Source organism: Yersinia sp. 2553 StPb PI, assembly GCF_052217105.1.
GTDB classification, from domain to species: domain Bacteria; phylum Pseudomonadota; class Gammaproteobacteria; order Enterobacterales; family Enterobacteriaceae; genus Yersinia; species Yersinia enterocolitica_E.
In genome coordinates this window covers 2,860,309-2,885,994 of record NZ_JAZGPX010000002.1, presented here as the reverse complement: position 1 = coordinate 2,885,994, position 25,686 = coordinate 2,860,309, and the positions used below count along the sequence as shown (strand labels likewise).

Genomic DNA, 25,686 nt, shown 5'->3' with positions numbered 1-25,686 from the left:
GCAGTTGCCTAAAAAAACACGCCTTTATTGCCAATTTTGCAGCCAATCTCCTAATGACTAATGCAAGGTTATCTTCAATACTGATAAGGTGAAATGACATTCCATTTAAATAGATCCGATGTTTTATTATTTTAAGTGAGCTAAATCATCATAAAAAATAGGGGTTTACTGCGTTAACTGACCAGAGACTCAATGAATTATAAAGGCAGGTAATCAGGTGAAAATAATATCAGTAGATGTAACCGTTTTTTCTTATCCGACTCGGCGTGTTTCTGATACCGCAGGGCACTCGCATCCAGGCGCAGAGTCCTTAGCCAAAATGGCCATGCTGACGCTGACCACTGACGAAGGTGATTGCGGTTATGCATTTGCACCACCGGAAGTGATTCGCCCGCACATCGTCAATAGCTTCTTTAAAAAAGTTCTGATTGGGCAAAACCCGTTTGACCGCGAACGGTTATGGAATGATCTGGTGCATTGGCAGCGCGGCAGTGCCAATCAGTTAACCGACCGGGCGCTGGCCATTGCCGAGCAAGCTATTTGGGATTTGTTGGGGCGCAAACTGGGCCAGCCAGTCTATAAATTACTGGGCGGATATCGCGACAAAGTATTGGCTTACGGTAGCACCATGTGTGGTGATGAGTTAGCTGATGGATTGTCGACCCCGGATGAGTATGCGCGCTTTGCCGAGCAACTGGTCGCCCGTGGCTATAAGGGTATTAAGCTGCATACCTGGATGCCGCCAGTCTCTTTTGCGCCAAGTCCGCAGATGGATGTTCGTGCTTGTGCGGCGGTGCGTGAAGCCGTCGGCCCGGATATTGCTTTGATGCTGGATGGCTACCATTGGTACAGCCGCAGTGACGCCCTCTATATTGGTCGCGAACTGCAAAAACTTAATTTCAGTTGGTTCGAAGAGCCGATGGAAGAGCAGAGCATGGCCTCTTACTGCTGGCTGCGGGAAAACCTACAAATTGACATTATCGGACCTGAAAGTCTGGCCGGTAAATACTTTAGCCGCGCTGATTGGGTGAAGGCCGGTGCCTGCGATATTTTACGCGCTGGCGTCCAAGGCGTGGGCGGTATCACACCTTGTCTGAAAGTGGCTTATCTGGCGGAATCGTTCGGCATGGATTGTGAAATCCACGGCAATGGTGCGCCGAATCTGGCGGTAGTCGGTGCAATCCGTAACTGCCGTTGGTATGAGCGTGGGTTGTTGCATCCATTCCTGGATTATGACGAGCCTGCCGCTTATCTCAACAGCATCATTGACCCGATGGACAGTGATGGCTATGTCTCTCTGCCAACGAGAGCAGGCTTGGGCGAAGATATTAATTTCGATTATATCGCCGCCAATACCCTTAGTGCTTGAAGCCGCGGCGGTGCGAACTGCCTACCTGCGACTCCAATCACTTTGGGGATAACTCTATTGTATCGACCTATAAAAACAAGCATTCAGATCTAGCCTTTTCTTACCGGAGATGGTCCATGAACGCGATAATAATAGTAAGAACACTCCTCTTTACCCTACTGATCACCCTGACGTCGACCGGCGTCAGTGTCGCTAAAACACCTGATGACCAACTGATTGTTGGCATGAATATGAATAACCTGCTGTCGCTCGATCCGGCAGCCATGACCGGCAATGATGCTGTCGCTATCATTGTTAACCTGTACGACTCTTTGGTGGAACTGGATCCACACACTCCCAGTAAGGTGCTGCCCGGTGCTGCCACCGAGTGGAAAATCAGTGACGACGGCAAGTTGATCACCTTTACGTTGCGTGAGGGTATGAAGTTTCACTCCGGCAATCCCGTGACGGCGGCAGATTTTGCCTGGTCGATGAACCGCTTGATGCATCTGAATCTGGCACAGGCCACCACCTGGAAATCCTACGGTTTTACCGCCGATAACGTGGAGCAATTGATCCGCGCCAAAGATCCACTGACGGTAGAAATTGAGTTACCGAAACCCACCGATCCCAAGCTGGTAATTTATTCATTAGGTACCTTAGGCAGTGGGTCGATTCTTGATCGCGCCACCGTCATGCAGCATGAGAAAAACGGTGACTGGGGTAATGGCTGGCTAACCACCAATGAAGCGGGTTCTGGCCCATTCAAACTGGATGTTTGGCAGGCAAAAGATGTGTTACGTATCAGCCGGGTAGATAATTACTGGCAAGGTGACGCCAAAATGAAGCGGGTGATATTCCGCCACATGACTGAGTCGCAGGCGCTGCGCTTAATGATTGAAAAAGGCGATATCGATATCGCCAGTGGGATGTCGGTACCGGATATCAATGCGCTGAAAAGTAACCCGCAAATCCAGGTTGATGAGGTCCAGCGTGGCACTATTTATTATGTCGCGATGAGCCTGAAAGAGCCGCATTTCGCTAACCCTAAAGTACGAGAAGCTGTGCGCTATCTTGTTGATTATGATGGTATTAATAAAACGATTATGCCAGGTTATGGCATCTTCCATCAGCGGCCAATCCAGAAGGGTATGGATGTCACGCTACCGGATCCCGGCTACAAGTTGGATGTGGCTAAAGCTAAAGCATTGTTAGCGGAAGCCGGCTATCCCGACGGTTTCACCACCACCCTGCGGGTATTGTCTGATCCGCCGTTTATTAATGTCGCCACCTCGGTTCAATCGACACTGGCACAGGCAGGGATTCAGGCCAAAATTCTGACGGGCACCGGTAATCAGGTGTATGGCGCAATGCGTGATCGTCAGTTCGATATGCTGGTGGGTCGTGGTGGTGGTGGTGTCGATCCGCACCCGCACTCCAGCCTGCGTTCCATTGCTTATAACCCCGATAACAGCGATGCCGCCAAACTGACCAACTTCCAGGGTTGGCGCACTTCATTCTATGATCAACAACTCAACTCGCTGATCGACAACGCGTTAATCGAGAAAGATCCGGCTAAACAGAAGCAGATGTACATTGAAGTTCAGCAGCGTTATGACGCGCTATTCCCAGCCATTTTGCCGATTTCCCAAATGGTTGATTCGGTCGTCGTGCGTAAAGACGTGATGGATTATGTACCACATCCGTCGACCACAACCCGCCTGTTACAGGTGTATAAGCAGCGTTAAACCGCTGCATGTTGGGGGAGATAGCATGAATGTTTCAGATTGGATGGCTCCGCACGGGATCGTGCGGCGTTTATCGAAGCGCTTTTTGCAGGTGGCCGTAACCTTATTCGGTTTATTGATTCTTACTTTTATTATTGGTCGGGTGATGCCGATTGATCCGGTACTGGCGATTGTAGGTCAGGATGCGGATCAAAGTACCTATCAGCAGGTCTACCTGCAACTGGGGCTGGATAAGCCGCTATGGTCACAGTTCTTTATCTATTTTAACTCACTGATCCACGGTGATCTGGGCAATGCCTTACTCACCGGCCGTCCGGTAGTGGATGACATTATCCGGGTCTTCCCAGCCACCATTGAGCTGGCAACCATGGCGATTCTGGTCGGGGCTGGTCTCGGTATCCCGTTGGGGGTCATGGCGGCAGCACGTCGCGGCAAGTTTGCCGACTATGTGGTGCGGTTTATTAGTCTGGCGGGTTACTCAACTCCGATTTTCTGGGTGGGCATGATGGGCCTGTTGGTGTTCTACGCCTGGCTAAACTGGGTGGGGGGGGCAGGTCGGGTAGATATGGCCTACGACGGTTTAGTTGATCGCCGCACTGGCTTATTGTTGATTGATTCGGCGCTGGCAGGGGAGTGGGAGGTGTTTCGCAGCGCGGTAAACCATCTGGTGCTGCCCGCTACCATTCTCGGTTTCCACTCGCTGGCCTATATCAGCCGTATGACCCGCAGTTTTATGCTGGCGCAGTTGTCACAGGAATACATTATTACCGCCAAAGTGAAAGGATTGTCGGAGTTTCAGGTGCTGTGGGGCCATGCATTCCGCAATATTCTGGTGCAATTGCTGACCGTGGTGGCACTGGCCTACGGCTCATTACTGGAAGGCGCAGTCTTGATCGAAACCGTCTTTTCATGGCCCGGTTTTGGCTCTTATCTGACGGGCAGTCTGTTATTGGGTGACATGAATGCGGTGATGGGCTGTGTATTACTGGTGGGGCTGATCTTTGTTTCACTGAATTTACTGTCTGACATGCTGTATCAGATCTTCGACCCGAGGACGAATCAATGATGCTTTCCTCCGAACCCGATAATGTCGTAGCGCGCCCTGAGATGAAACCTCAGGGATGGAAGCGCGGGCTACGGCGGGTAGTTAATTTCTTCCGTTTGTTAATGGGTAACCCGCTGACGGCTATTGGTGTCGCTATCATCGGTTTGCTGTTAGTGGTGGCATTCTTGGCTCCATGGCTGGCGACCCATGATCCATTGGCGCAAGATCTCAATAACTCACTACAGGCACCCGGTAGCCAACATTGGTTTGGCACCGATGAGTTTGGCCGTGATCAGTACAGCCGGTTGATTTATGGTGCCCGTACCACGCTGTATATCGTGGCGCTGGTGTCAGTGACTGTGGGACCAATCGGCCTGTTATTGGGGGTGGTAGCGGGTTACTTCGGCGGTAAAGTCGACAGTATCCTGATGCGTATTACCGATATTTTTATCTCATTCCCGAGCCTGGTGTTGGCGCTGGCTTTTGTCGCGGCATTAGGCCCCGGTCTGGAGCATGTGGTTATTGCTATTACCCTGACGGCATGGCCGCCGATTGCCCGTCTGGCAAGGGCGGAAACCCTCTCTTTGCGTAATGCGGACTTTGTTTCTGCGGTGAAATTGCAGGGCGCGTCGCCACTGCGGATCTTGCTGCGTCACATTGTGCCGCTGTGCCTGCCGTCGGTAATCATCCGTATCACCATGAATATGGCCGGTATCATTCTGACTGCTGCTGGTCTGGGCTTCCTTGGTTTGGGGGCTCAGCCACCGGACCCTGAGTGGGGAGCGATGATCTCCAGTGGCCGCCGTTACATGATGGAGTGTTGGTGGCTGGTGACAATTCCTGGTCTGGCGATTCTGCTGAACAGCCTGGCATTCAACTTCCTAGGAGATGGCCTACGTGACATTCTTGACCCCAGAACAGAATAAATCAGTGCCTTTGCTGGAAGTGGATGACCTGCGGGTTAGCTTCGTCAATGGCAAACAGGTGACCGACGCGGTGCGTGGTGTTTCGTTTTCCCTTGGTAAGGAGAAACTGGCGATTGTCGGTGAGTCCGGCTCGGGTAAATCTACGGTTGGGCGGGCGCTGCTCAAGCTGCATCCGGCCAGTGCACAGATCCACGCCAATAGGTTGCGCTTTGCCGAAGTGGATTTGCTGAAGGCCAGTGAAGCCCATATGCGTGAAGTGCGCGGTAAGCGTATGTCGATGATTATGCAGGATCCAAAATACTCGCTCAATCCGGTGGTGTGCGTGGGTGATCAGGTGGCAGAGGCCTATCTGGCGCACCATAAAGTCTCGCGACAGGAAGCGCGCGAGCGCGTATTGGCGATGTTTGATGTGGTGCGTATCCGTCAGCCACAAAGGGTGTATCACCTCTATCCACACGAGGTATCCGGCGGGCAGGGGCAGCGCATCATGATAGCGATGATGCTGATAACCGGGCCGGAAATGGTGATCGCCGATGAGCCAACCTCGGCACTGGATGTCTCGGTGCGTTTGCAGGTATTGGCGATGCTGGATGATTTGGTGCAAGAGCGTGGCTTGGGGCTGATCTTTATTAGTCATGATATCAATCTGGTGCGCAGTTTCTGCGATCGGGTGCTGGTGATGTATGCCGGTAGGGTCGTGGAGTCGATCGCGGCCTGTGACCTTGATCAGGCGCAACACCCCTATACCCGTGGTTTGCTAAATGCATTACCGGATATCGGTAACCGCCGTGATCGCTTGCCGGTTATGGTGCGTGATCCGGCCTGGATGAATGGTTAAGGAGCCTGTTATGTCTGCAAATGCGATGATTGAAATCAATAACCTTAACCTTATTTTTGGCGAAGGCAGCCAGCAGAATCAGGTGTTGTTTGATGTTAATCTGACGGTGAATAACGGTGAGATTTTTGGCTTGGTTGGGGAGTCCGGTTCGGGTAAAACCACAGTGCTGAAATGCCTGGCGGGGCTGTTTAACCATTGGAGCGGTCAGCTAACCTTGAATCAGATCCCCTTGGCACACCGGATTGAGCGTGAGCGCTGCCGCCATGTTCAGATGGTGTTTCAGGATCCCTATGGTTCGCTGCACCCGCGTCATACCATCGAATACATTTTGTCTGAGCCACTGATTATCCATGGCATTGGTGATCGCGACCAACGGATCGACACTATTTTAGATAAAGTGGGCCTCAACCGGCAGTTTCGCCAGCGCTATCCCCATCAGCTCTCGGGTGGGCAGCGCCAGCGCGTCGCCATTGCGCGGGCATTGATTCTTGAGCCGCGGGTATTGCTGCTGGATGAACCGACCTCGGCTCTGGATGTGTCGGTGCAGGCAGAGATCCTAAATCTGCTGGCTGAGTTGCAACAGCGGGAGAAACTAACCTATCTGATGGTGACTCATGATCTGGGGGTCATTGCTCACCTTTGCCATCGGGTTGCGGTGATGCAACATGGCCGGATTCTGGAAACACTGAACACTGAGGATTTGACCACTGATTGCGAAAAAACCGCTTATACCCATATGCTGGTAGATGCCAGCCGCCACTATAGCCGTGATTTGGCGCAAAAAGCTGCCGAGATGTCGTAATCGCGTCAGGCGCTTCTGCGAGGGAGCGCCTGCGCCTCAGGACTCATCAGCCATCTTCTTAAGCCACTGAATAAAGGCGTTAATCTTCGGCCATTGCCGGTCGGATAATGTTGAAATGTAATAGCGTTGTTCACATCTGACTTCCATGTCGGGGAACGGCATAATCAACTCTTGGTTTTCCAACCGTTTATTGACCAGCTTTTTACGGCCCATCGCCACCCCAACATGATTTATGGCTGCGATAATCGCCAAATCGGAGCGATCAAACCCCATGCTGCGCTGGGTGGGATCAAGATCAAAACCGATTTGCTGACTCCAGCTATTCCACTCACTGCGATCGGAATCATAGCTCCAGGCTTGCCGATCGTGCAGTAAGGTGCACTGCCGCAGATTGATCAGATTGCCGTGTAACTGATGTTTTTCCGCATATTCCGGGCTGCATACGGGGACCATCGATTCATCCATCAGGTGCTGATATGACAGTTTCTCCGGCGTTTTATCATCGAAATAAATCGCTAAATCAATGCCGCCGCCCTGAAAGTTAACATTCTCATTGCCGGTCAGAATATTCAGGCTAATGGCCGGATAGCGATGGGCAAAGTCCGCCAATTTTGGTACCAGCCAACATTGGGCGATGGATGGCCGGGAATAGACGGTTAATGTACCGGACAACTCCTGATTTTTTATCTCCAAAATTTCCTGATTCAGGTACTCCAGCGACGATTTAAGTACCCAAAAGACGCGTTCCCCCTCGCTGGTGAGTTCCACTTTACGATGAAAACGCTGGAACAGTTTGAACCCCAACTCCTCTTCCAAACTATTGATCCGGTGGCTAACGGCACTGGGGCTGATGGATAACTCATCAGCCGTCAGCGCAAATGAGCTGTGCCGCGCGGCAATTTCAAAGGTATAGAGTTTGGATAGCTGATAACCATTAAGCAGCTTATTACGGGTGATATAGCTTTTTTCCGGGTACATGGCGGCGGCTCAGATAATCATTTTTGACTCAATAGCATATCGTATTTATTGCTGGAGCAGATATTTAGGGTTATCTAATGTGATGCAAACCTGAGTAAATCATAAAACTTTGACTGATATTACCTATTTGGGTCAATCTAGCTCATCTTAAGCTGGATTTTCATCATTTGTCAGCCCCGGCTAATTCTTATTCAATAGTGATAGAACTTATTATTAGATGAGGTTGGCTATGGACTCACAAATATGGGTAGTGGGTACGTTATTATCAAGTATCATTATTATCATCTTCACCATTGTAAAACTGAAAATACATCCTTTTCTGGCGCTATTATTAGCCAGTTTTTATGTCGGGCTATTAATGGGCATGAATCCCATTGAGATGGTTAATTCCATTGAAAGTGGGATTGGCGGGACGCTGGGCTTTTTAGCCGCAGTGATCGGGCTGGGCACCATTTTAGGCAAAATGATGGAGATATCGGGTGCGGCAGAGCGTATCGGTATCACCTTACAACGTTGCCGCTGGCTATCACCTGATGTCACGATGGTGTTAGTTGGGTTGATCTGTGGCATTACGCTATTTGTTGAAGTGGGTGTGGTGTTATTGATTCCACTGGCTTTTTCCATCGCAAGAAAGACCAATACTTCGCTATTAAAACTGGCAATCCCGTTGTGTACGGCGCTAATGGCCGTTCACTGTGTGGTACCACCGCATCCGGCAGCCATGTATGTCACCAATGCCTTAGGGGCTGACATTGGCACTGTGATTGTCTACGGGCTGGTGGTTGGGCTGTCAGCATCATTAATTGGTGGGCCGTTATTCTTACGGCTAGTGGGTAATCGACTGCCCTTTAAAGCGGTACCGCAAGCGTTCTCTGAAATTAAAGTGCGCAATGAAGATGAATTACCCTCTCTGGGGGCAACTCTATTTACCGTATTACTGCCCATTATTCTGATGTTGGCGAAAACCGCCGCAGAACTGAATATGGAAAAAGGCACTCCGTTATATTCAGTATTATCGTTTATCGGTAACCCCATTACCGCCATGTTTATTGCCGCGTTTGTGGCCTACTACATGCTGGGCATTCGCCAAAATATGGGTATGAGTGCGCTGCTGGCTAAAACCGAAGATGGTTTCTCCTCGATTGCTAATATCCTGTTGATTATCGGTGCCGGTGGGGCTTTTAACGGCATATTAAAAGCCAGTGGTTTGGCAGATACGCTGGCAGTGATTTTATCCAATCTGGATATGCACCCGATTCTACTGGCCTGGTTGGTGGCCTTGATTCTGCATGCGGCGGTTGGCTCGGCTACGGTAGCAATGATGGGGGCGACGGCGATAGTGGCACCGATATTACCAATGTATCCCAATGTCAGCCCAGAAATTATCACCTTAGCGATTGGCTCCGGTGCCATTGGTTTCACCATCGTCACTGACTCGCTATTCTGGTTGGTAAAGCAATACTGCGGTGCCACCCTTAATGAGACCTTTAAATATTACACCACCGCGACGTTCATCGCCTCGGTGATCGCATTAGGTACGACCTTCCTACTTTCTTACATTATATGACCGAAAAGAGACATGCTATGAAACACACTGAAATTGATAAATTAATTACCGACTTTCCTTTGGTCAAAAAGCTTATCAATTTAGAGGAGGTCACTTGGTTTAACCCGTTATCGACCACATTGGCAGAGGGATTGCCATATGTTGGATTAACGCCGTGGGATGTGGCGGATGCCGAGGCACGGTTGCAACGCTTTGCGCCCTATCTGTGTCAGGCATTCCCTGAAACACAAAAAACCCACGGTATTATTGAATCTGATATCGTGGCGATTCCCACCATGAAAGAGACGTTGCAACAGCGATACGGCGTTGAAATTAGCGGTCGACTGCTATTAAAAAAAGATAGCCACCTGCCGATTTCTGGTTCGATTAAAGCGCGTGGCGGCATTTATGAAGTGTTAACCCATGCTGAAAAGTTGGCGCTACAGGCTGGGTTATTGGCCGAAACCGATGATTACAGCAAACTGTTCTCAGATGATTTCCGCCAATTTTTCAGCCAGTACAGTATTGCGGTGGGGTCTACCGGTAATCTGGGGATGTCGATTGGCATCATGAGTGCCAAGCTGGGGTTCAGTGTCAGCGTGCATATGTCTGCCGATGCGCGTGAATGGAAAAAACGCAAACTGCGGGAACACGGTGTAAATGTAGTTGAGTATGCACAGGACTACGGCGTGGCGGTGGCACAAGGGCGCAAAGAGGCAGAATCTGATCCGAATTGCTTCTTTATCGACGATGAGAACTCGCCAACACTCTTTTTGGGCTACTCGGTGGCAGGCAGCCGGCTGAAAAAACAGTTTGCCGAGCAGCAGATTGTGGTTGATGAAAACCATCCGCTGTTCGTTTATCTGCCTTGTGGGGTTGGTGGTGGCCCTGGCGGGGTTGCTTTCGGCCTGAAGCTAGCGTTTGGTGACCATGTGCACTGCATTTTTGCCGAACCGAGTCATTCGCCGTGCATGCTATTAGGTGTCTATACTGGCCGGCATGATGGTATCTCCGTGCAGGATATTGGTATCGACAACATCACCGCCGCAGATGGTTTGGCGGTAGGGCGGGCATCAGGATTTGTTGGCCGCGCTATGGAACATTTACTGGACGGTTTCTATACCTTAAGTGATGCTGAGATGTACGATCTGCTCGGCTTGCTAAATCGCGATGAAGGTATTCAGTTGGAGCCTTCGGCACTGGCTGGAATGCCGGGTGCGGCGCGGGTAAATCAGTGTTCTGACTATTTAAGTAATAACCACTTTAGTGCTGAGAAAATGCAGAATGCGACCCATCTGGTTTGGGCTACCGGCGGTGGGATGGTACCTGCCGAAGAGATGAAAAAGTATCTCGCAACAGCAAAGATTTGATTTCATGAGATGATAACAATATAAAAACGGGGTAAATGATTACCCCGTTTTTATATGGGGGATTATGTTATCGGCTGGGCGTCGCCAGCGATGGGAGATAGATCAACATCGTTGCCGCCTTCTTACATCATAAAAGCAATTTGATCATGATAGCTCTCAGGGATCTGTTTGGTCGGTTATTGCGTTGCGGTAATGTGTGGTGCGACATCTTTATATCTATATTATTGATAGGGGAATTTAACTAAATCATCGCGCCATGGCGGATGAAAAGGTAAAGGGATGTCGCAATGGAAAGAATGGCGTTAGCTGCCGGTGGTGTCGCTGCTCAAAAATCGCCCGGTAGAATTATGCTCGCGGGCGGCGCGCTTGGCGTGGTTTTCGGCGATATCGGTACCAGCCCTCTCTATACACTGAAAACCGTCCTGTTGCTGTCAGGAAATAACCCGACACCTGCAGTGATAATGGGTTTGTTATCACTGATTATCTGGACACTTATTCTGGTTACCTCGGTAAAGTATGCCGTTTTCGCCATGCGTATTGATAACAATGGTGAAGGGGGCATTATGGCCTTAATGTCGCTGTTGGTACGTAAGGGGAAGGGGAACAAGTGGGTTATTTTTTCTGCTTTACTCGGAGCGGCATTAATTTACGGTGATGGTGCCATTACGCCAGCGATATCTGTACTCTCAGCCCTTGAAGGTCTGAAAATTGTTCTCCCAGACGCTCAACCCTATATTTTACCTGTGACAGTTATTATTTTGGTTGCGTTATTTGCTCTTCAGCCTTTTGGTACCGCAAAAATAGGCAAAGTTTTTGGCCCCATTATGGCACTGTGGTTTTTCGCTATTGCGGGGCTGGGAATATGGGGGATAGTTCAACACCCAGCAGTGTTGCTGGCTATTAATCCATACTATGGCATCAAGTTCTTGTTTTCCCATGGCTTTGCCAGCTTTCTGGTATTAGGCGGTATTTTCCTGTGTGTCACGGGGGCGGAAGCCTTATATGCGGACATGGGGCATTTTGGTAAAAAACCTATCTGGATGGCGTGGTTCGGTTTGGTTTTTCCCAGCCTGTTACTTAATTATGCCGGTCAGTCGGCGCTGATTTTAGCCGGTGCTGATATTTCACATAATATCTTCTTCCGCTTGTGCCCGCCGATAATGCAACTTCCGTTGGTGATTCTGGCGACACTCGCGACCATTATTGCCAGTCAGGCGATTATTACCGGCGCGTTTTCCATGACTCGCCAAGCGATTCAATTAGGGTGGCTACCTCGTTTGCGGATTAAGCAGACAGCCGCTGAGAGCTACGGGCAAATTTATATTGGCACGATCAATTGGCTATTAATGATAGTGACTATATTTCTGGCTGTATTCTTTAAATCCTCTGAAAACCTGGCCGCAGCTTACGGTATTGCAGTGTCGTTAACGATGTTGATGACGTCTGGTTTGTTATTTGTCGCTATGCGCAAGATATGGCGTTGGAATTTACCAACCAGTATGTTAGTGGCGGGGGGATTTCTGATTATCGATACCAGCTTTTTAATCGCTAATCTCATCAAAGTGTTGGACGGCGGTTATATCCCGCTGCTGCTGGCGACCGTGGTCTGTACAGTGATGTTGGTATGGCACCGAGGGGTTAAAGCAACCTCACTCGCTATCAGCGAGAAAGTGGTGGGAAGCGATGAATTCTTTAGTAAAATCCGCGATAAAAATATCCCTCGAGTATCGGGTTCTGCGGTGTTTTTGACCCGCACTCAGAATGAGATTCCCCCAGTCATGCGCTGGCATGTGGCCCGTAATCGCGCCCTACAGCAGAAGGTGTTATCACTGACGATCACTATTTTGAATGTTCCACGGGCGGAGGCGGCAGAGCGGCTGGTGATGACCGAGCAAGCGCCAGATTATTGGCGCGGAACGGCACAATACGGTTTTATGGAGCGGCCGCATATACCGGCATTATTACAACGTATTGCCGATATGGATTGTCAGTTTGAGCTGGATGATGTGACCTATTATTTAGGCCATGAAACCATTGTGGGCCGTGAAGATGGCAGGGGATTACCGGCATGGCAACGAAGCAGCTTTGCTTTTATGGTCAGAAATTGCACTCATGTGACTGATTACTATCATTTACCCAGCGATCAGGTGGTAGAGATTAGCCGGCGGGTCGCTATCTAGCCAATTAAAAGCCGCCAGCGTAAAATTTTCCACTGGCGGCTGAGTATGTTACTGCGGTTTAACGTTTAGCCCTTACTGCCCCGGGCGGCAATAATCGTATCGGCGACATTACGTGGTGCTTCAGCATAGTGCTTGAACTCCATGGTATAGGTGGCACGGCCTTGCGACATGGAACGCAGCACGGTGGAGTAACCGAACATTTCGGATAACGGCACTTCTGCGCGGATAATCTTCCCGCCGCCAATCATCTCTTCCATGCCTTGTACCAAGCCACGGCGAGAAGAAAGGTCACCCATCACGTTACCGGCGTACTCTTCCGGTGTTTCTACTTCCACACTCATCACCGGTTCCAGAATCACTGGTGACGCCTGTTTGACCGCTTCTTTAAAACCAAAGATGGCGGCCATTTTAAACGCCAGTTCCGATGAATCCACTTCGTGATAGGAACCGAAAGTCAGTGTTACTTTCACATCCACTACCGGATAACCGGCCAATACACCGGTATTGGTGGCTTCGAGTACACCTTTCTCTACCGCACCGATATATTCACGCGGGACCACACCGCCTTTAGTTGCATCAACAAACGCAAAGCCGCTGCCCGCTTCCTGCGGTTCGAGGGTAAAGACCACATGGCCATATTGCCCCTTACCGCCAGACTGCCGCACAAATTTGCCTTCGACGTCAGTCACGGTTTTACGCACAGTTTCACGGTAGGTCACCTGTGGTTTACCGATATTGGCTTCCACACCGAACTCACGTTTCATCCGATCGACAATTATCTCCAGATGTAGCTCGCCCATACCGGAAATAATAGTCTGGCCTGATTCCTCGTCAGTACGGATACGGAACGACGGATCTTCTGATGCCAACCGTTGCAATGCGATCCCCATTTTCTCCTGATCGACTTTGGTCTTCGGTTCAATCGCTTGCGAAATCACTGGTTCGGGGAACTCCATCCGTACCAAGGTAATCACGGCATCCGGGTCACATAACGTCTCGCCGGTGGTGACATCTTTCAAACCGACACAGGCCGCAATATCACCGGCGCAGATTTCATCGACTTCAATGCGGTTGTTGGCATGCATCTGAACAATACGGCCAATACGCTCTTTCTTGCCGCGAATCGGGTTATAAACGCTATCACCTTTTCGCAACACACCGGAGTAAACCCGCACGAATGTTAACTGGCCGACGTAGGGGTCAGTCATCAGTTTAAATGCAAGTGCCGAGAATTTTTCATTATCATCGGCGCGGCGACTGACTTCATTGCCCTCTTCATCAGTGCCACTGACCGGTGGGATATCGACCGGTGACGGCATTAGTTCAACCACCGCATCCAGCATCCGCTGCACACCCTTGTTTTTAAAGGCACTGCCGCACATCATGGGCTGTATTTCGCCCGCAATGGTACGGATACGCAAACCTTGGGTGACCTCTTCCAGCGTCAGGTCACCGGTCTCCAGATACTCGGTCATTAGCGCCTCAGAGGCTTCAGCCGCTTCAGCGACCATCTTTTCGCGCCACTCATTGGCGGTTGCCAGCAAGTTTTCCGGGATCGGGGCGTAACTGAATGTCATACCCTGAGAGGCTTCATCCCAGATAATGGCCCGCATCAAACGAAGATCTACCACACCGATAAAGTGCTCTTCACTGCCGATCGGAATCACAATCGGCACTGGATTGGCCTTCAGGCGGTCAATCATCATCTGCCTAACGCGGAAGAAATCAGCACCTGGGCGGTCCATCTTATTGACGAAAGCCAATCGTGGCACGCGGTATTTGTTGGCCTGACGCCAGACCGTTTCTGATTGTGGCTGTACGCCACCTACCGCGTCATACACCATGACTGCACCGTCGAGTACCCGCATGGAGCGTTCCACCTCAATGGTGAAATCCACGTGCCCGGGGGTGTCGATAATATTAATACGGTGTTCCGGTAAGGTACGGTCCATACCTTTCCAGAAGCAGGTCACGGCAGCCGATGTAATGGTAATGCCACGTTCCTGCTCCTGAGCCATCCAGTCAGTTGTCGCGCCACCATCATGTACTTCACCCAGCTTATGACTGACGCCGGTGTAGAACAGAATACGCTCAGTGGTGGTTGTTTTACCGGCGTCGATGTGGGCGGAGATACCGATGTTGCGATAGCGCTCGATAGGAGTTTTACGTGCCATATTAAGTCCTTAAAAGATAATGGCAATTTCGGGGCGGGCGGTTTGCTGCTCTGCCGGGAAGTTGTTAAGTTATGATCTTGGTTGATCAATCGGTCGAGAGCAGTATAGTCCAATTGTACGAATATACACGTACAATTTGATTATTTGTTCTTAAAATATGCAATAATGGCGGCGTACAACGGCTGAGGTAGCTTTCAGCATGGCATGAGAATTAATTGTAGGGTCGAGATGGCGTATAGGCTATATTGCGGCGCGCTAAGCTGTGTAGCGGTAGCCAAATCAGGCGTGCTGGCCTGTCACTTATCTATAGGAATACTATGATTGCAAATCACCCTGAGCGTGAGCAGATCCGGCTGGAAAATGTGCTGACGGCTTTAGGTAATCCGCTGCGGTTAGCGGTAGTACGTAGGTTGGCGGCTGGTGGGGAGCATGCATGTGGCACCTTAGTGCAAGGGTTGTCTAAATCCACCCTGACCCATCATTGGCGCGTATTACGGGAAAGCGGTGTTATCTGGCAGCGGCCTTGCGGGCGCGAGAGTTTACTATCACTGCGACGCGATGATATTGATGCCCGTTTCCCCGGTTTATTGGATGTGTTGTTGAGCGCGGTGGAGAATGATGCAACCACCGATGAATCAACGGCGAAGCATCTGCCGGAGTGAGTTGAGGGCGACAGTGGCTATTTGCCGCCCTTAGTCAAAAGGTTAAATCTCTTGGGCGTGCGCCAAAACAAAATCTTCCGCTTCTTTCGACCACAAACCGTCGGTTTTACGCAAAATAGCCTGGAGTTGCTGTAATAACGGCAGCTCTTGTGATTGACTCATCAACTCACTTAATGATGTCAGCGGGATATTTTTACCGGTATAGACCAATTTCTTACCACCAATAATCTGCGGTAGATTTAAGGTGGTCTCTGCCGCGTCATTTAAACCCAGAATATGGGAGACCACTTTGCCGGCATTCACCTTCTTCGCTTCAATTAATTTTACTGCTTCGCGCATATCATCGGTATTACCGCCAGAGGTACCGACATAATGGGTAAATGAATAATGGATATCGTAGAAATTAACCGATGCCATAAAATTCTTATCCTGCGGGCCGGCAAAGAAATTAAAGCAGCCGTCCGGTGCCAATAAGCTTGAAGCCAGGGTGACTAATTCTGCGGAGGGTACGAAGACAAATATATCGTCGTAGCCTTTTCCGCCAGTCAAAGCCATTAAACGTTCAAACTGATCCTCTGTTTGTTTGGTATTGAGATAATGTACTGCTGTTGATGATTCGCTCGGATACAGGCGGGCGGCATAATCTAGTTTTTGCTGGTGACGGTCAGTTATCACCAGTAATTGTGGATTGACTGGCCCGTGCAGCGCGTAATCAATGGCCAATAATCCCATCGGACCAGTACCGCCGAGAATTAGCACATTCCCACCAGGTTTTATGCCCATCTTATGCTGGTATGTGCCGGGAATAAGATGGTAATTGGCGTTAAATGCGCCGATAACACAAGAAAGCGGTTCTACCAAGGATCCTTCGAAATAGCTTTCACCTTCATAAGGCAGCAGACAGTCTTGTTCCATCACCTCATTAGGGATAACCACATGGGTGGCTTCGCCGCCGACATAAGGGAATGAATAGCCTGGGCAGTCAGGGCGGTCGGGTAATTGCAAGTTGGCTTGAATCACATAACGGCTGCCGGGTTTAAATTTATGCTGCCATTTTTTACCCACTTGTAAAATATCGCCGCAAAATTCATGGCCGATAATAATCGGATTTTCTGCCACATTATCCGGCACCTTTTTATGCTCAGCCCCCAGATTGGCCTCTTTCCACGAAGAAAGACAAATACTGTCGGTCACTACCGTGGCCAGAATTTCATCATCATTTATTTCCGGTAAGGTGAAGCTTTCCAGTCGTAGGTCATTCTTACCATATAAACGCAATGCTTTGGTCTTCATTTGGAACCACCTCAATCATTTTTAAATATAAAAAAACAGCAGATCGAATAAAAAATCTCCCCGGCATAAATCAGGAAAGAATGCCAAGCCATGAGCCTAAAATACCAAGGCCAAACAAGGAGAAGATAAGCCAGATAGGGTTAATTTTACGTTTGAGTAATCGCATCATTAACAGGGTTAGTGCCAGTGCCAACAGGCCGGGACAGAGCTGATCCAGAATGTTTTGCACCGTCATGGTTACCGTGCTGCCGTCCTGTGCCGGTGTTTTCGAAATCACCAGTGGCACATTGATGCTGGTCCATTTGGTGACCAAAACCCCCATGATAAACAGGCCCAGAATGGACGCGCCTTCCGTCAGCTTTTGTAGCAGATTGCCGCCAAGGTCTTTGACGATATTGACCCCCTTGGTAAAGCCGTATTGCAGGCCGAACCATTTCAATGCCAGACGAACAGAGTTGAAGGATAAGAAGAACAGTATCGGGCCTAGTACATTGCCATTTAGCGCCAGCGAGGCCCCCAAGGCTGCGGTGATTGGGCGTAAGGTTCCCCAGATCAATGGGTCACCGACTCCGGCCAATGGCCCCATTAGCCCGACTTTCAGACTATTAATTGCCCCTTCATCAATGTCGGCCCCATTGGCTCGCGCTTCTTCCATCGCCGCCGTCACCCCGATAACCGGGCCACAGACGGCGGGAGTGGTGTTGAAGAACACTAAATGACGTTTTAAGGCAGCAACCTGATCTTCTTTCAGTGGGTACAAACGCTTGATTGCGGGCACCATGTCATAGCAAAAACCTAAGCCGTGGATACGTTCATAGTTAAAAGAGGCTTGTTGTAAGTTACTGCGTAAGAACATTTTAAACAGATCAGAGCGAGTTAATTGTTTGTGAGGTGTGCTCATTTCAGCGTCTCCTAATCTTCTAATTCATCAAGTTTGGCGTGGCTGGCTGACGTCGCAGGAGCCGCCGGTTTCTGATACAGAGGATTTAACTGGATATATAGCAAGGCAATAATCAGGCCGATGCCACCGAAGGCGAGCAGGCTGAAACCAAGGTAGCCACCGACAATAAAACCGAGGAAGAAGAAGGGCATAAGGTATTTCACGCCCATCATGTTGAGTACCATGGCATAACCGACCACCACAATAAATCCGCCCGCGATTTGTAACCCATGGGTGACTACGGTTGGAATCGCGCTGAGCATGTGACTGACGGTATCGGCACTGACAAAGATGGATACGATCAAAACCGGTATCGCCACGCGCAGAGCCTGAACCAGTAGGGCTGAGACATGCATTAAGTCGATCATGGCAAAGTTGGCTTTTTCTGCGGCCCTATCTGCTGCGTGCTGGAAAACCACGGTAATGGTACGGGCGAACACTGTCAGCACCTGACCGGCTGCCGCCACGGGTAGGGCGATAGCAATCCCGGTGGCAATGTTTTGATGGCCGACAATCACCAGAATGGTTGAGATAATACTGGCGAGGGCGGAATCGGGGGATTGCGCCGCACCGACGTTCATCCACCCGAGGGCGATCAATTCCAAGGTACCGCCGAGAATCACGCCGGTGGTCATATCACCGAGGATCAGGCCAGTAATGGTACAGGCGATTAATGGCCGATGAGTTTGAAATTCATCCAGCACACTGCCCATACCGGCGATGCATGAGAAAATAAAGATTAAGATTATCTGTACTAAACTTATTTCCATGGTGGACCCCTTTCGGCAATATACTCCTATTAACCCTGGCCACTATCGCCATGGATTATCATTAAATAGTTTCATTGCCCAGGTTGAGTAAGCGGATTTAAATTTTTAATAAAACCTGAGTTATTATTTGTCGGTTGTGTTAAATGTCGTTATTTAGACTCCAGTTCACGTATTTTTTTAATCACATCTACCTGAGGGTCGGAAGTGACTACCCGTAAATCCAAATGTACGCCACGTTCAGCTAATGCATAAAAGGCTTTAATATCCTCCTGGTCAACTGATACTGCTTTAGTTAATTGCCTTTTACCTTGTTTAAATGCCATGCCACCAATATTAATAACTTCAATCTTCACGCCTTGATCCACCAGGCGCAAAACATCGGTCGGATTGGTAAATAAATAAAAAACCGTATCATTACTGTAATTAGGATTGTGGTAAACCGCGACGGCTTTTTCTATATTAACCACGTTTACTTTTATTCCCGGAGGTGCTGCCTGTTTTAATAACGTTTTACGAATATCATCGTTATAGACTTCGTCGCTACAGATAATAATCCGCCCAGCTTTGGCCTCTTTCGCCCATACCGTGGTGACCTGACCGTGAATCAGCCGGTCGTCAATTCTTGCCAGATTGATTTTCATATAAAGTCGGCCTCTTCTTCTTCGACATTCTGTAAGTGATGGAATGACTGCACACACTGCGCGCCGATTTCCAGTAAGTAATCAGCCAGTTCTCTTACTGCCATCGAGTGCTGGTTATCGGCAATCTCCAGTGCCAGTGGTAGTGATAACCCACTGATAACTTGAATGTTGTGATTGTTGAATGCCAACCGTGCGGCAGCGTTGTATGGGCTGCCACCTTGCAAATCAACCGCAATCAGCCAAGAGCAACTGTCACTATGTGCCATCACATCCTGCATTTTTGTCACTAAATCTTCGGCATTTTCACCACGGTTAAATAACAGCGGGGTAATATTTTGTGTTTCGCCATACACCATATTGACGGAGTTAAGCATTGAAACCGCTAAATCACCATGAGCACAAAAAATGACACTAACCATCATACCTCCTGTTTAGCCTCGGGTTTTACCACCGGCAATGTTGTAGGTAACGCCGGTAATATAGCTGGCACGTTCGGATAATAAGTAAGTCACAAAATCAGCCACTTCTGATAGTTTTCCAGCCCGGCCAATTGGAATGGCATTCTTGGTATAACCGTCACGTAACTGCTCAACTGTTATATTACGGGTGTAGGCCAGTGCTTCTTCATAATCCAGGGTGCGCAAACCGGTTTTCTCCAAAATACCCGGCGCGACGCCCACCACACGAATACCGTATTTTCCCAGTTCTTTGGCCCAGGAGCGGGTAAAACTATATAGTGCGGCTTTAGTTGCGGCATAACAGCTTTGTCCTTCAGAGCCTTCTAATCCACTTTCCGACGTGAGATTAATAATGACACCGCGTTTGTTCTCAACCATATTGCGTGCCACGGCTTGTGACATCAGATACACCCCTTTCTGATTCACATTTACCATTTTTTCAAATTCGTTATCTTTCAGCTCATATTGGCTGTGGCTCTGTTTCGGATCGACCAGCAGACGGGGGAGATTAATCCCGGCATTATTAACTAATGCATCAATATGCCCATGTTGGGTTAGAATATTATCAATTGCAGTCTGTACACTGCTACGGTCTGAAATATCCAATTGAATAAAACTCAGCTGTGGATTATTTTTAATGTCACCGTCAAGTTTATTAACATCGGCTAATTGCACCTTGGCACCTGCCGCCAGTAACTCTTCCACAATAGCGTAGCCAATCCCTGATGCACCACCGGTTACAATGACAACTTTATCTTTTAAATTAAGCCAATCGTTCATAGAATTTCCCTGCTGTTCTGAATTTTGCTAATACTCAGCCATACACCCTAAGGCGCAATTAATTGAGTTTTTTGATATAAAGAGGAAAAGTTAATCATGACTGACAGTAAACTTTTCCTCATGGTATTTCTTTAGCTGAACTTTATGCCGTTAGTTTGAGTATCTCCTCGGCAGTTTCTTTCGTGGTCACCAGACTATTAATATACTTTCCTTTAATTGCTCCGATGATCCCGCTGATTTTTTCATGGGAATGCGCAATACCGATGGAATAACGGGCTTTTTTAATTTTCTCTAAGTCGATAGTGATCGTCTTATCGCTAATGTAGGTTTCCACCGGGTTGCCCTGCAAATCGTAAAAACGCGAACAAATATCGCCAGCAACCTGTCGGTCATTAAAGTGATCAATAACATCACTGCCATAAAAAGCGCGCCAGGTGGAATTCCCCGAGATATTGGGTGAACCAATACCGAATATAGCGATATCCAGCCGCTGCCAATAGTCAGCGATAGCCTGATAATGCTGAGATTGCACAATGCCATCACGGATAACACTTTTCTCCAGAATTGCCGGGAAATCGATCAACAATGACTCGCCTTTTAATTTCATTGCGGCGCTATAAACCAGGGTATTCACATGATAACGGCTTTCCAGTTTACCTGAGGGGCCACCCACCATCGGGATACAGGTTAACTGACGCGATACCGGTGATATATCCATTTGCTCAATCAGGGTGGCAATCGCACTGCCCCAAGAGAAGCCGAGGATATCGCCATTTTCAATAATTCGGTTTAACAATGCGGCACACTGTTTTGCCATTAATATCAACTGATGTTCTGGCGATTGATCATGTTCTGAAGAGACGACAATCGCCTCACGTAATTTAAAACGCGACTTCAACTGCTGTTCCAGTAACAGATTCTCGTTATAGTTATAATTGATTGAAATAGTAACAATGCCCTGTTCGCGTACTTTTTTTAGCATTCGGCTGATACTGGTGCGATAAATACCGAGCGCGCGTGCTATCTCCGCTTGCGTGAAGTTTTGCTCGTAATACATTTGTGCAATTTTCACCATCAGGCGCAGATCGTCGCTCTTTTCCATTTTCAACCTCTTGCACATTTGTGCAAATGTCATTAAGTTATCTATGGCTTGATATAATCACTTTCCATTTTTGAAGTCAAAAGCACAATATAACGAATAACTCTCAATATCTTCCATAAAAAACCAATTCAAGCGCTATTACCCACTTTAGTTATCGCACAGATGTGCATTCATATTTAATGAATTGATTTATATTAAATAAATTGAAATAGGGTTTTTGTGTGCCGCAACGATCTTGACGACAAAATTTGGATTGTGATCACATTTTTATTTTGTGTGATATGGTTGGTTTTGCACATATGTGCAAAATGGCGCGGTTATAGCACTAACCCCGGTAATACTTATCCGAGGTTAGTCAGGGAAAGGGACTAATTCAGTAACGGTTTGTAGTGATGGGGCTGGCGCATGGTGACCAGATCTTTACGGCGCACGACATTGGTTGGGTAGGGGCTGCCGGCGAGAGACGCGGTATTAATGGTTTGTGTTACGGCTTGCGTTTCTTGCCACAGCAGCCGCTCAAGACGTCGGAAAGTGAAGGTTTCCGGCCCGAATATTCCGCTATATCCTCCTTGCTGATTGAGGTCATCGACAGCATTGGCAAAGGCCAAATAAAGATTATTTTCCCCCGCGCGGGTTCTGAATAAGTGCCAGTGTAGCGGGTCGGCTCCCATTGGAATCGGATAATTTTGCACCACGACACTGCCCGCATGCGCAGCAGTGAACCCCGCAGGAAGTGCGGCGGAACAGGCGATAATATCGCATCCCATCAGGGCCAAAATACGCGCTGATTCGGGCAACAGTGCATCATGGCCCAGTAGCAATCCGACCCTTCCGAGCGCAGTATCAAATACGCACCAGTGCTCCCCAGCGCTAGCCCACGCTTGATGTGCTCGAGACAGATGTATTTGCCGATAGGTGCCAATGACCCCCTCCGGCCCCAACAGAATCTGGGTGTTGTAGCACTTATCTTGCTGTTTTTCGGCCATTCCTACTACCAGATATACCCGTAACTTTATAGCCAGACGAGCCAGCGCCTGCACCGCGGGACTTTCTGATGTTTGGGCCTGAACCGCACCCGCGAGATAACCGGTCAGGGATAACTCCGGGAACACGATAAGCTCACTGCCTTGCTGTAACACCGCCTCTTCTGTCAGGGCGGTAATTGCTGCCAAATTATCCTCCACCCGTTCTGTTGGGGAGAACTGCGCTACCGTGATCCGGCTCTGCTTACCGGGCGGCAACGGCCGTTGCCCGTAAAGCCCAAAGAAATCCTGTGGGTTCCACAAAAAACTGTCACTTAATAGCGCGTGATAATAGTCAGGGCGGCGCTGGTCAAACACTAACTCGCCTAACACTTGACGCTGACGGCTACGGCTGATGTCAATTTCGGCATAAGCAATCCCATCGCCGCCATCCACCACCGCAGCAATGTTGCCATCAGGCTCAATGATGCAACTGCCACCGCTAAATTGCACGCCGCGCTCTAATCCCCAGCGGTTGCTTTCCAACAGATAGCAGCCATTTTCCATGGCCCGGCTGATCCAGTAAGGGGCCGGAGTGCGCTCTGCCAGCCAGTTGCTGATATGGCAAATGACATCAACGCCATCCAGTGCCAGCAGACGGGCCGTTTCGGGAAAATGAATATCCATACACACCAGCATGCCAATACGTCCCAGCGGTGTATCAAACACTTGATGCCCGACGTCACCCGCAGCAGCCCATTTAGGCTCTGAAATATAGGGGTGGCTTTTGCGATGGCAGCCAATCACCCCCTGCGGCCCGATGAGTACTGCACTGTTGTAATACAGCGCTGTTTGCGGATCCACTTCTGGCATCCCTAAGACGATATAGCATTGATAACGCTGCGCCAGTTGCGCAAAGCGAGCGGTGCTCTCACCGGGGACGGTTTCGACCATGGGCGCAATCTCTTGTCGATCAAACCAACAGTAACCGGTGGTCGCCATTTCTGGCGTGGTAATCAGACGAGCACCTTTCTGTGCCGCCTGTTCTACCAATGCCAGTAACTGACGCAAATTCGCTTCTTTGGCAAACATTAAGGGTTCAAATTGAATTGCGGCTGCAAGAAAAGGCGTTATCGACATGATGATCCTCATAAATAATAAATTTTAGGTTCGGCATATAGCGGCAATTAAACTCAATTCTTCCGGTGATTGGCAGCCGCTGGTGTGGTCCAAGAGAAAATATCGTTGGCTTGAATCAATGCGCACGAGATCTCTTCGACGGTAATGCGCTTATCCATGGCCTGATGGCGCAGGATGTCGTAAGCCTGCTCTTCACCAATGCTGTGCATCCGCATCAGGATCGCTTTGGCCTCACTGACCTGGCGAACCCCCAGCACTTTTTTCTCCAGCCGTTCGATTCGATCACTCATCAGCCGCTGCTGTTGGGCATGGTGTAAAGCAAACACCATGGCTGACAATAAGCCTGAGGCGCGAATGGGAGTGGTTATCGAGGTGCCCGCGCCCATATTGAGTGCTTGATCAATAAATGTCGGATTTTCATAGGTAATAACTGCTATCAGGGCATGTTTGTTAGGGTTGAGCCATGACACATCTGGTTCCGGGTTATCTGACTGTAATGCATAGAAAATCAGATCCGTATCGGCGGGGAGTTGCTCAGGGATAGGCCAGAAAGCCTGAACCTTAAACCCCATTCGGCGTAAATGATTGGTGAGGGTGGCACCGTCTTCGTCGTCGGGATGTAACACCACACAACGGATCCCACGACTGAGTAATAGGGCGGTTGCACTGATTCTGCTATCGCTAGGTCGCATGTGGATACCCCACGGTCGTTAACTTCGTGACCCAATCGCCCTGAATCTGATTAGTCATATAGGGGTCGGGTTCGACGATACGGCGAGACTCCTGCACGACGGTAAATTGCCCATGCTCATTCGCCATACTAATGCGTGGATACAGTCCGGTATGTTGATTCAGCGGGTCAATACGAATGCGGCCTTGAGGGGCATCAAATTGGCTCCCACGCAGTGCGGCAGACAGCGGGAAGATATGGTCGCTGCCGCATTCTGCCATGGCTTTGGCAAACAGATGCACCTGGCTGTAAGTGGCTTCCCAATTCATGTCGGTGGTGAGTTCCGGCCCGAATTGTTGATGGAATTGTTTAAGTGCTGATTGATTTGCTTTGGTGCTAATGCTTTGGAAATAGGGAGCTGAACTGAAATGGCCCTGTGCCACTTGTGCCCCCATAATGGCAATCTCGGTTTCTGATGTATTCAAGCTGCCAATTGGCATGCGGCCAGGATCCAGCCCCGCAGCCTGATAAGCCTGATACAAAAAGGGGACTGTTTGACCTACCACGGTACTGAAGATGAAGTCGGGCTGCTTTTTGGTTATCTCCTCAATGATGGGCAGAAACGCCTCATAAGGTGCATTCAGATCTAAATAGCGCTCGCCAATAACCGCGCCATCGTGGCGTTGCAGAATTAACTCCTGCATGTTGCGATTACATTCATAAGGGTAAATATAACGGGAGCCAATCAAATAAACCCGCGCGCCAAACTGCCCGGTGAGATAGTCCGCCAGTTGTACACAGTTTTGATTAGGTGCCGCGCCGCCGTAAAAGATATTCTCCGAAAACTCAAAGCCTTCATACAGTTGTGAGTAGAACAGCAGCCGACGGTACTTTTCGACGATGGGTGACATGGCTTTACGGCTACTGGAGGTGTAGCCGCCAAAAATCACATTAACCTCATGTTCGACGATCAATTGTTCGGCCAAGGCACGGAACTGCGTATCGTCAGATTGTGGGTCAAAATGAATCGCATTCAGTGGCCTGCCGTTGATGCCGCCATTTTGGTTAATTTCGGCAATAGCCTGTGTTGCTCCCCGCCATTGCGACAGCTCTTGTGCCGCCGTCACACCGCTGAAGGAGTACAGTAAGCCAATGTTGACCGGTGTATCTGAACTCATAGGCACCTGCTTATCCAAACTCGATGAATACCCGTCATACTTCAAGCTGCAGGGGTGTTGGCTGCCCTCGTTACTGGGCCTCGCCTCTGCGAGGCCGCTGCAAACAGCGTTCAAATTGGTTCCTGACCGATTTGT

General features: G+C 49.3%; 22 protein-coding genes. 10 read left to right on the top strand and 12 right to left on the bottom strand.

Features of this window, described 5'->3' with window-relative positions; genetic code table 11:
- The first annotated feature begins 217 nt into the window (after nucleotides 1-217).
- The 6 genes from V2A84_RS14785 to V2A84_RS14760 all read left to right on the top strand — a co-directional run bounded on the left by V2A84_RS14785 (nucleotide 218) and on the right by V2A84_RS14760 (nucleotide 6,707).
- Nucleotides 218-1,369 (top strand): mandelate racemase family protein, encoded by a 1,152-nt coding sequence (locus V2A84_RS14785; RefSeq protein ID WP_083160349.1) that lies wholly within the window; start codon nucleotides 218-220, stop codon nucleotides 1,367-1,369.
- A gap of 116 nt (nucleotides 1,370-1,485) precedes the next feature.
- Nucleotides 1,486-3,096, top strand: a complete 1,611-nt coding sequence (locus V2A84_RS14780; protein WP_083160347.1) for an ABC transporter substrate-binding protein — start codon at nucleotides 1,486-1,488, stop codon at nucleotides 3,094-3,096.
- Between the two features lie 25 nt (nucleotides 3,097-3,121).
- Nucleotides 3,122-4,162, top strand: a complete 1,041-nt coding sequence (locus tag V2A84_RS14775) for an ABC transporter permease (protein ID WP_050132832.1) — start codon at nucleotides 3,122-3,124, stop codon at nucleotides 4,160-4,162.
- 41 nt (nucleotides 4,163-4,203) lie between these two features.
- Entirely contained in the window at nucleotides 4,204-5,067 is an 864-nt protein-coding gene (locus V2A84_RS14770) for an ABC transporter permease (RefSeq protein WP_072088690.1), read from the top strand.
- Nucleotides 5,030-5,905, top strand: coding sequence for an ABC transporter ATP-binding protein (locus V2A84_RS14765; protein ID WP_080608135.1), 876 nt, complete (start codon nucleotides 5,030-5,032; stop codon nucleotides 5,903-5,905). Before V2A84_RS14770 ends, V2A84_RS14765 begins: the two co-directional genes overlap by 38 nt.
- 25 nt (nucleotides 5,906-5,930) lie before the next feature.
- On the top strand, nucleotides 5,931-6,707 hold the full coding sequence (locus tag V2A84_RS14760; protein WP_083163844.1) for an ABC transporter ATP-binding protein: 777 nt from the start codon (nucleotides 5,931-5,933) through the stop codon (nucleotides 6,705-6,707).
- Nucleotides 6,708-6,743: 36 nt separating this feature from the next.
- On the opposite strand, the gene dsdC is transcribed toward V2A84_RS14760, so the two are convergent.
- On the bottom strand, nucleotides 6,744-7,685 hold the full coding sequence (gene dsdC, locus V2A84_RS14755) for a DNA-binding transcriptional regulator DsdC (RefSeq protein WP_442848933.1): 942 nt from the start codon (nucleotides 7,683-7,685) through the stop codon (nucleotides 6,744-6,746).
- 229 nt (nucleotides 7,686-7,914) lie between these two features.
- Here dsdC and dsdX point away from each other — a divergent pair, with 229 nt between their 5' ends.
- From dsdX to V2A84_RS14740, 3 genes are all read left to right on the top strand, one after another.
- Nucleotides 7,915-9,252: a D-serine transporter DsdX gene (gene dsdX / locus V2A84_RS14750; RefSeq protein ID WP_005181856.1), complete on the top strand. Its 1,338-nt coding sequence runs from the start codon at nucleotides 7,915-7,917 to the stop codon at nucleotides 9,250-9,252.
- A gap of 17 nt (nucleotides 9,253-9,269) precedes the next feature.
- The gene (locus tag V2A84_RS14745) at nucleotides 9,270-10,601 is read left to right on the top strand and encodes a D-serine ammonia-lyase (protein ID WP_083160345.1); all 1,332 of its coding nucleotides are present in this window, start codon (nucleotides 9,270-9,272) and stop codon (nucleotides 10,599-10,601) included.
- A 296-nt stretch (nucleotides 10,602-10,897) separates the two neighbouring features.
- Nucleotides 10,898-12,781, top strand: a complete 1,884-nt coding sequence (locus tag V2A84_RS14740) for a potassium transporter Kup (protein WP_083163842.1) — start codon at nucleotides 10,898-10,900, stop codon at nucleotides 12,779-12,781.
- Nucleotides 12,782-12,846: 65 nt separating this feature from the next.
- Here V2A84_RS14740 and fusA read toward each other — a convergent pair whose 3' ends face one another.
- Nucleotides 12,847-14,955, bottom strand: coding sequence for an elongation factor G (gene fusA, locus V2A84_RS14735; protein WP_083160343.1), 2,109 nt, complete (start codon nucleotides 14,953-14,955; stop codon nucleotides 12,847-12,849).
- Nucleotides 14,956-15,272: 317 nt separating this feature from the next.
- On the opposite strand from fusA, the gene V2A84_RS14730 reads away from it, so the two are divergent.
- Nucleotides 15,273-15,617: an ArsR/SmtB family transcription factor gene (locus V2A84_RS14730; RefSeq protein ID WP_005181869.1), complete on the top strand. Its 345-nt coding sequence runs from the start codon at nucleotides 15,273-15,275 to the stop codon at nucleotides 15,615-15,617.
- Nucleotides 15,618-15,659: 42 nt separating this feature from the next.
- On the opposite strand, the gene V2A84_RS14725 is transcribed toward V2A84_RS14730, so the two are convergent.
- The 10 genes from V2A84_RS14725 to V2A84_RS14680 form a co-directional block, all read right to left on the bottom strand.
- The gene (locus tag V2A84_RS14725) at nucleotides 15,660-16,910 is read right to left on the bottom strand and encodes a zinc-binding dehydrogenase (RefSeq protein ID WP_083160341.1); all 1,251 of its coding nucleotides are present in this window, start codon (nucleotides 16,908-16,910) and stop codon (nucleotides 15,660-15,662) included.
- Between the two features lie 70 nt (nucleotides 16,911-16,980).
- A complete protein-coding gene (locus tag V2A84_RS14720; protein ID WP_083160339.1) occupies nucleotides 16,981-17,811 on the bottom strand; it encodes a PTS system mannose/fructose/sorbose family transporter subunit IID in 831 nt (276 codons plus the stop codon).
- A gap of 11 nt (nucleotides 17,812-17,822) precedes the next feature.
- Entirely contained in the window at nucleotides 17,823-18,620 is a 798-nt protein-coding gene (locus V2A84_RS14715) for a PTS mannose/fructose/sorbose transporter subunit IIC (RefSeq protein ID WP_193784718.1), read from the bottom strand.
- Nucleotides 18,621-18,769: 149 nt separating this feature from the next.
- Nucleotides 18,770-19,261: a mannose/fructose/sorbose PTS transporter subunit IIB gene (locus V2A84_RS14710; RefSeq protein ID WP_372558090.1), complete on the bottom strand. Its 492-nt coding sequence runs from the start codon at nucleotides 19,259-19,261 to the stop codon at nucleotides 18,770-18,772.
- The gene (locus V2A84_RS14705) at nucleotides 19,258-19,680 is read right to left on the bottom strand and encodes a PTS sugar transporter subunit IIA (RefSeq protein ID WP_083160333.1); all 423 of its coding nucleotides are present in this window, start codon (nucleotides 19,678-19,680) and stop codon (nucleotides 19,258-19,260) included. The genes V2A84_RS14710 and V2A84_RS14705 overlap by 4 nt, the downstream gene beginning before the upstream one ends.
- Nucleotides 19,681-19,692: 12 nt before the next feature.
- Nucleotides 19,693-20,499 carry an SDR family oxidoreductase gene (locus tag V2A84_RS14700; protein ID WP_083160331.1) on the bottom strand — a complete coding sequence of 269 codons (807 nt, stop codon included), beginning with the start codon at nucleotides 20,497-20,499 and terminating at the stop codon, nucleotides 19,693-19,695.
- 142 nt (nucleotides 20,500-20,641) lie between these two features.
- On the bottom strand, nucleotides 20,642-21,601 hold the full coding sequence (locus V2A84_RS14695; protein ID WP_083160323.1) for a sugar-binding transcriptional regulator: 960 nt from the start codon (nucleotides 21,599-21,601) through the stop codon (nucleotides 20,642-20,644).
- A 368-nt stretch (nucleotides 21,602-21,969) separates the two neighbouring features.
- Nucleotides 21,970-23,703, bottom strand: coding sequence for a nitrilase-related carbon-nitrogen hydrolase (locus tag V2A84_RS14690; protein WP_442848932.1), 1,734 nt, complete (start codon nucleotides 23,701-23,703; stop codon nucleotides 21,970-21,972).
- A 53-nt stretch (nucleotides 23,704-23,756) separates the two neighbouring features.
- Nucleotides 23,757-24,395 (bottom strand): ANTAR domain-containing response regulator, encoded by a 639-nt coding sequence (locus V2A84_RS14685; protein ID WP_083160319.1) that lies wholly within the window; start codon nucleotides 24,393-24,395, stop codon nucleotides 23,757-23,759.
- Entirely contained in the window at nucleotides 24,385-25,551 is a 1,167-nt protein-coding gene (locus V2A84_RS14680) for a transporter substrate-binding domain-containing protein (protein WP_442848931.1), read from the bottom strand. Before V2A84_RS14680 ends, V2A84_RS14685 begins: the two co-directional genes overlap by 11 nt.
- Between the last annotated feature and the right edge of the window lie 135 nt (nucleotides 25,552-25,686).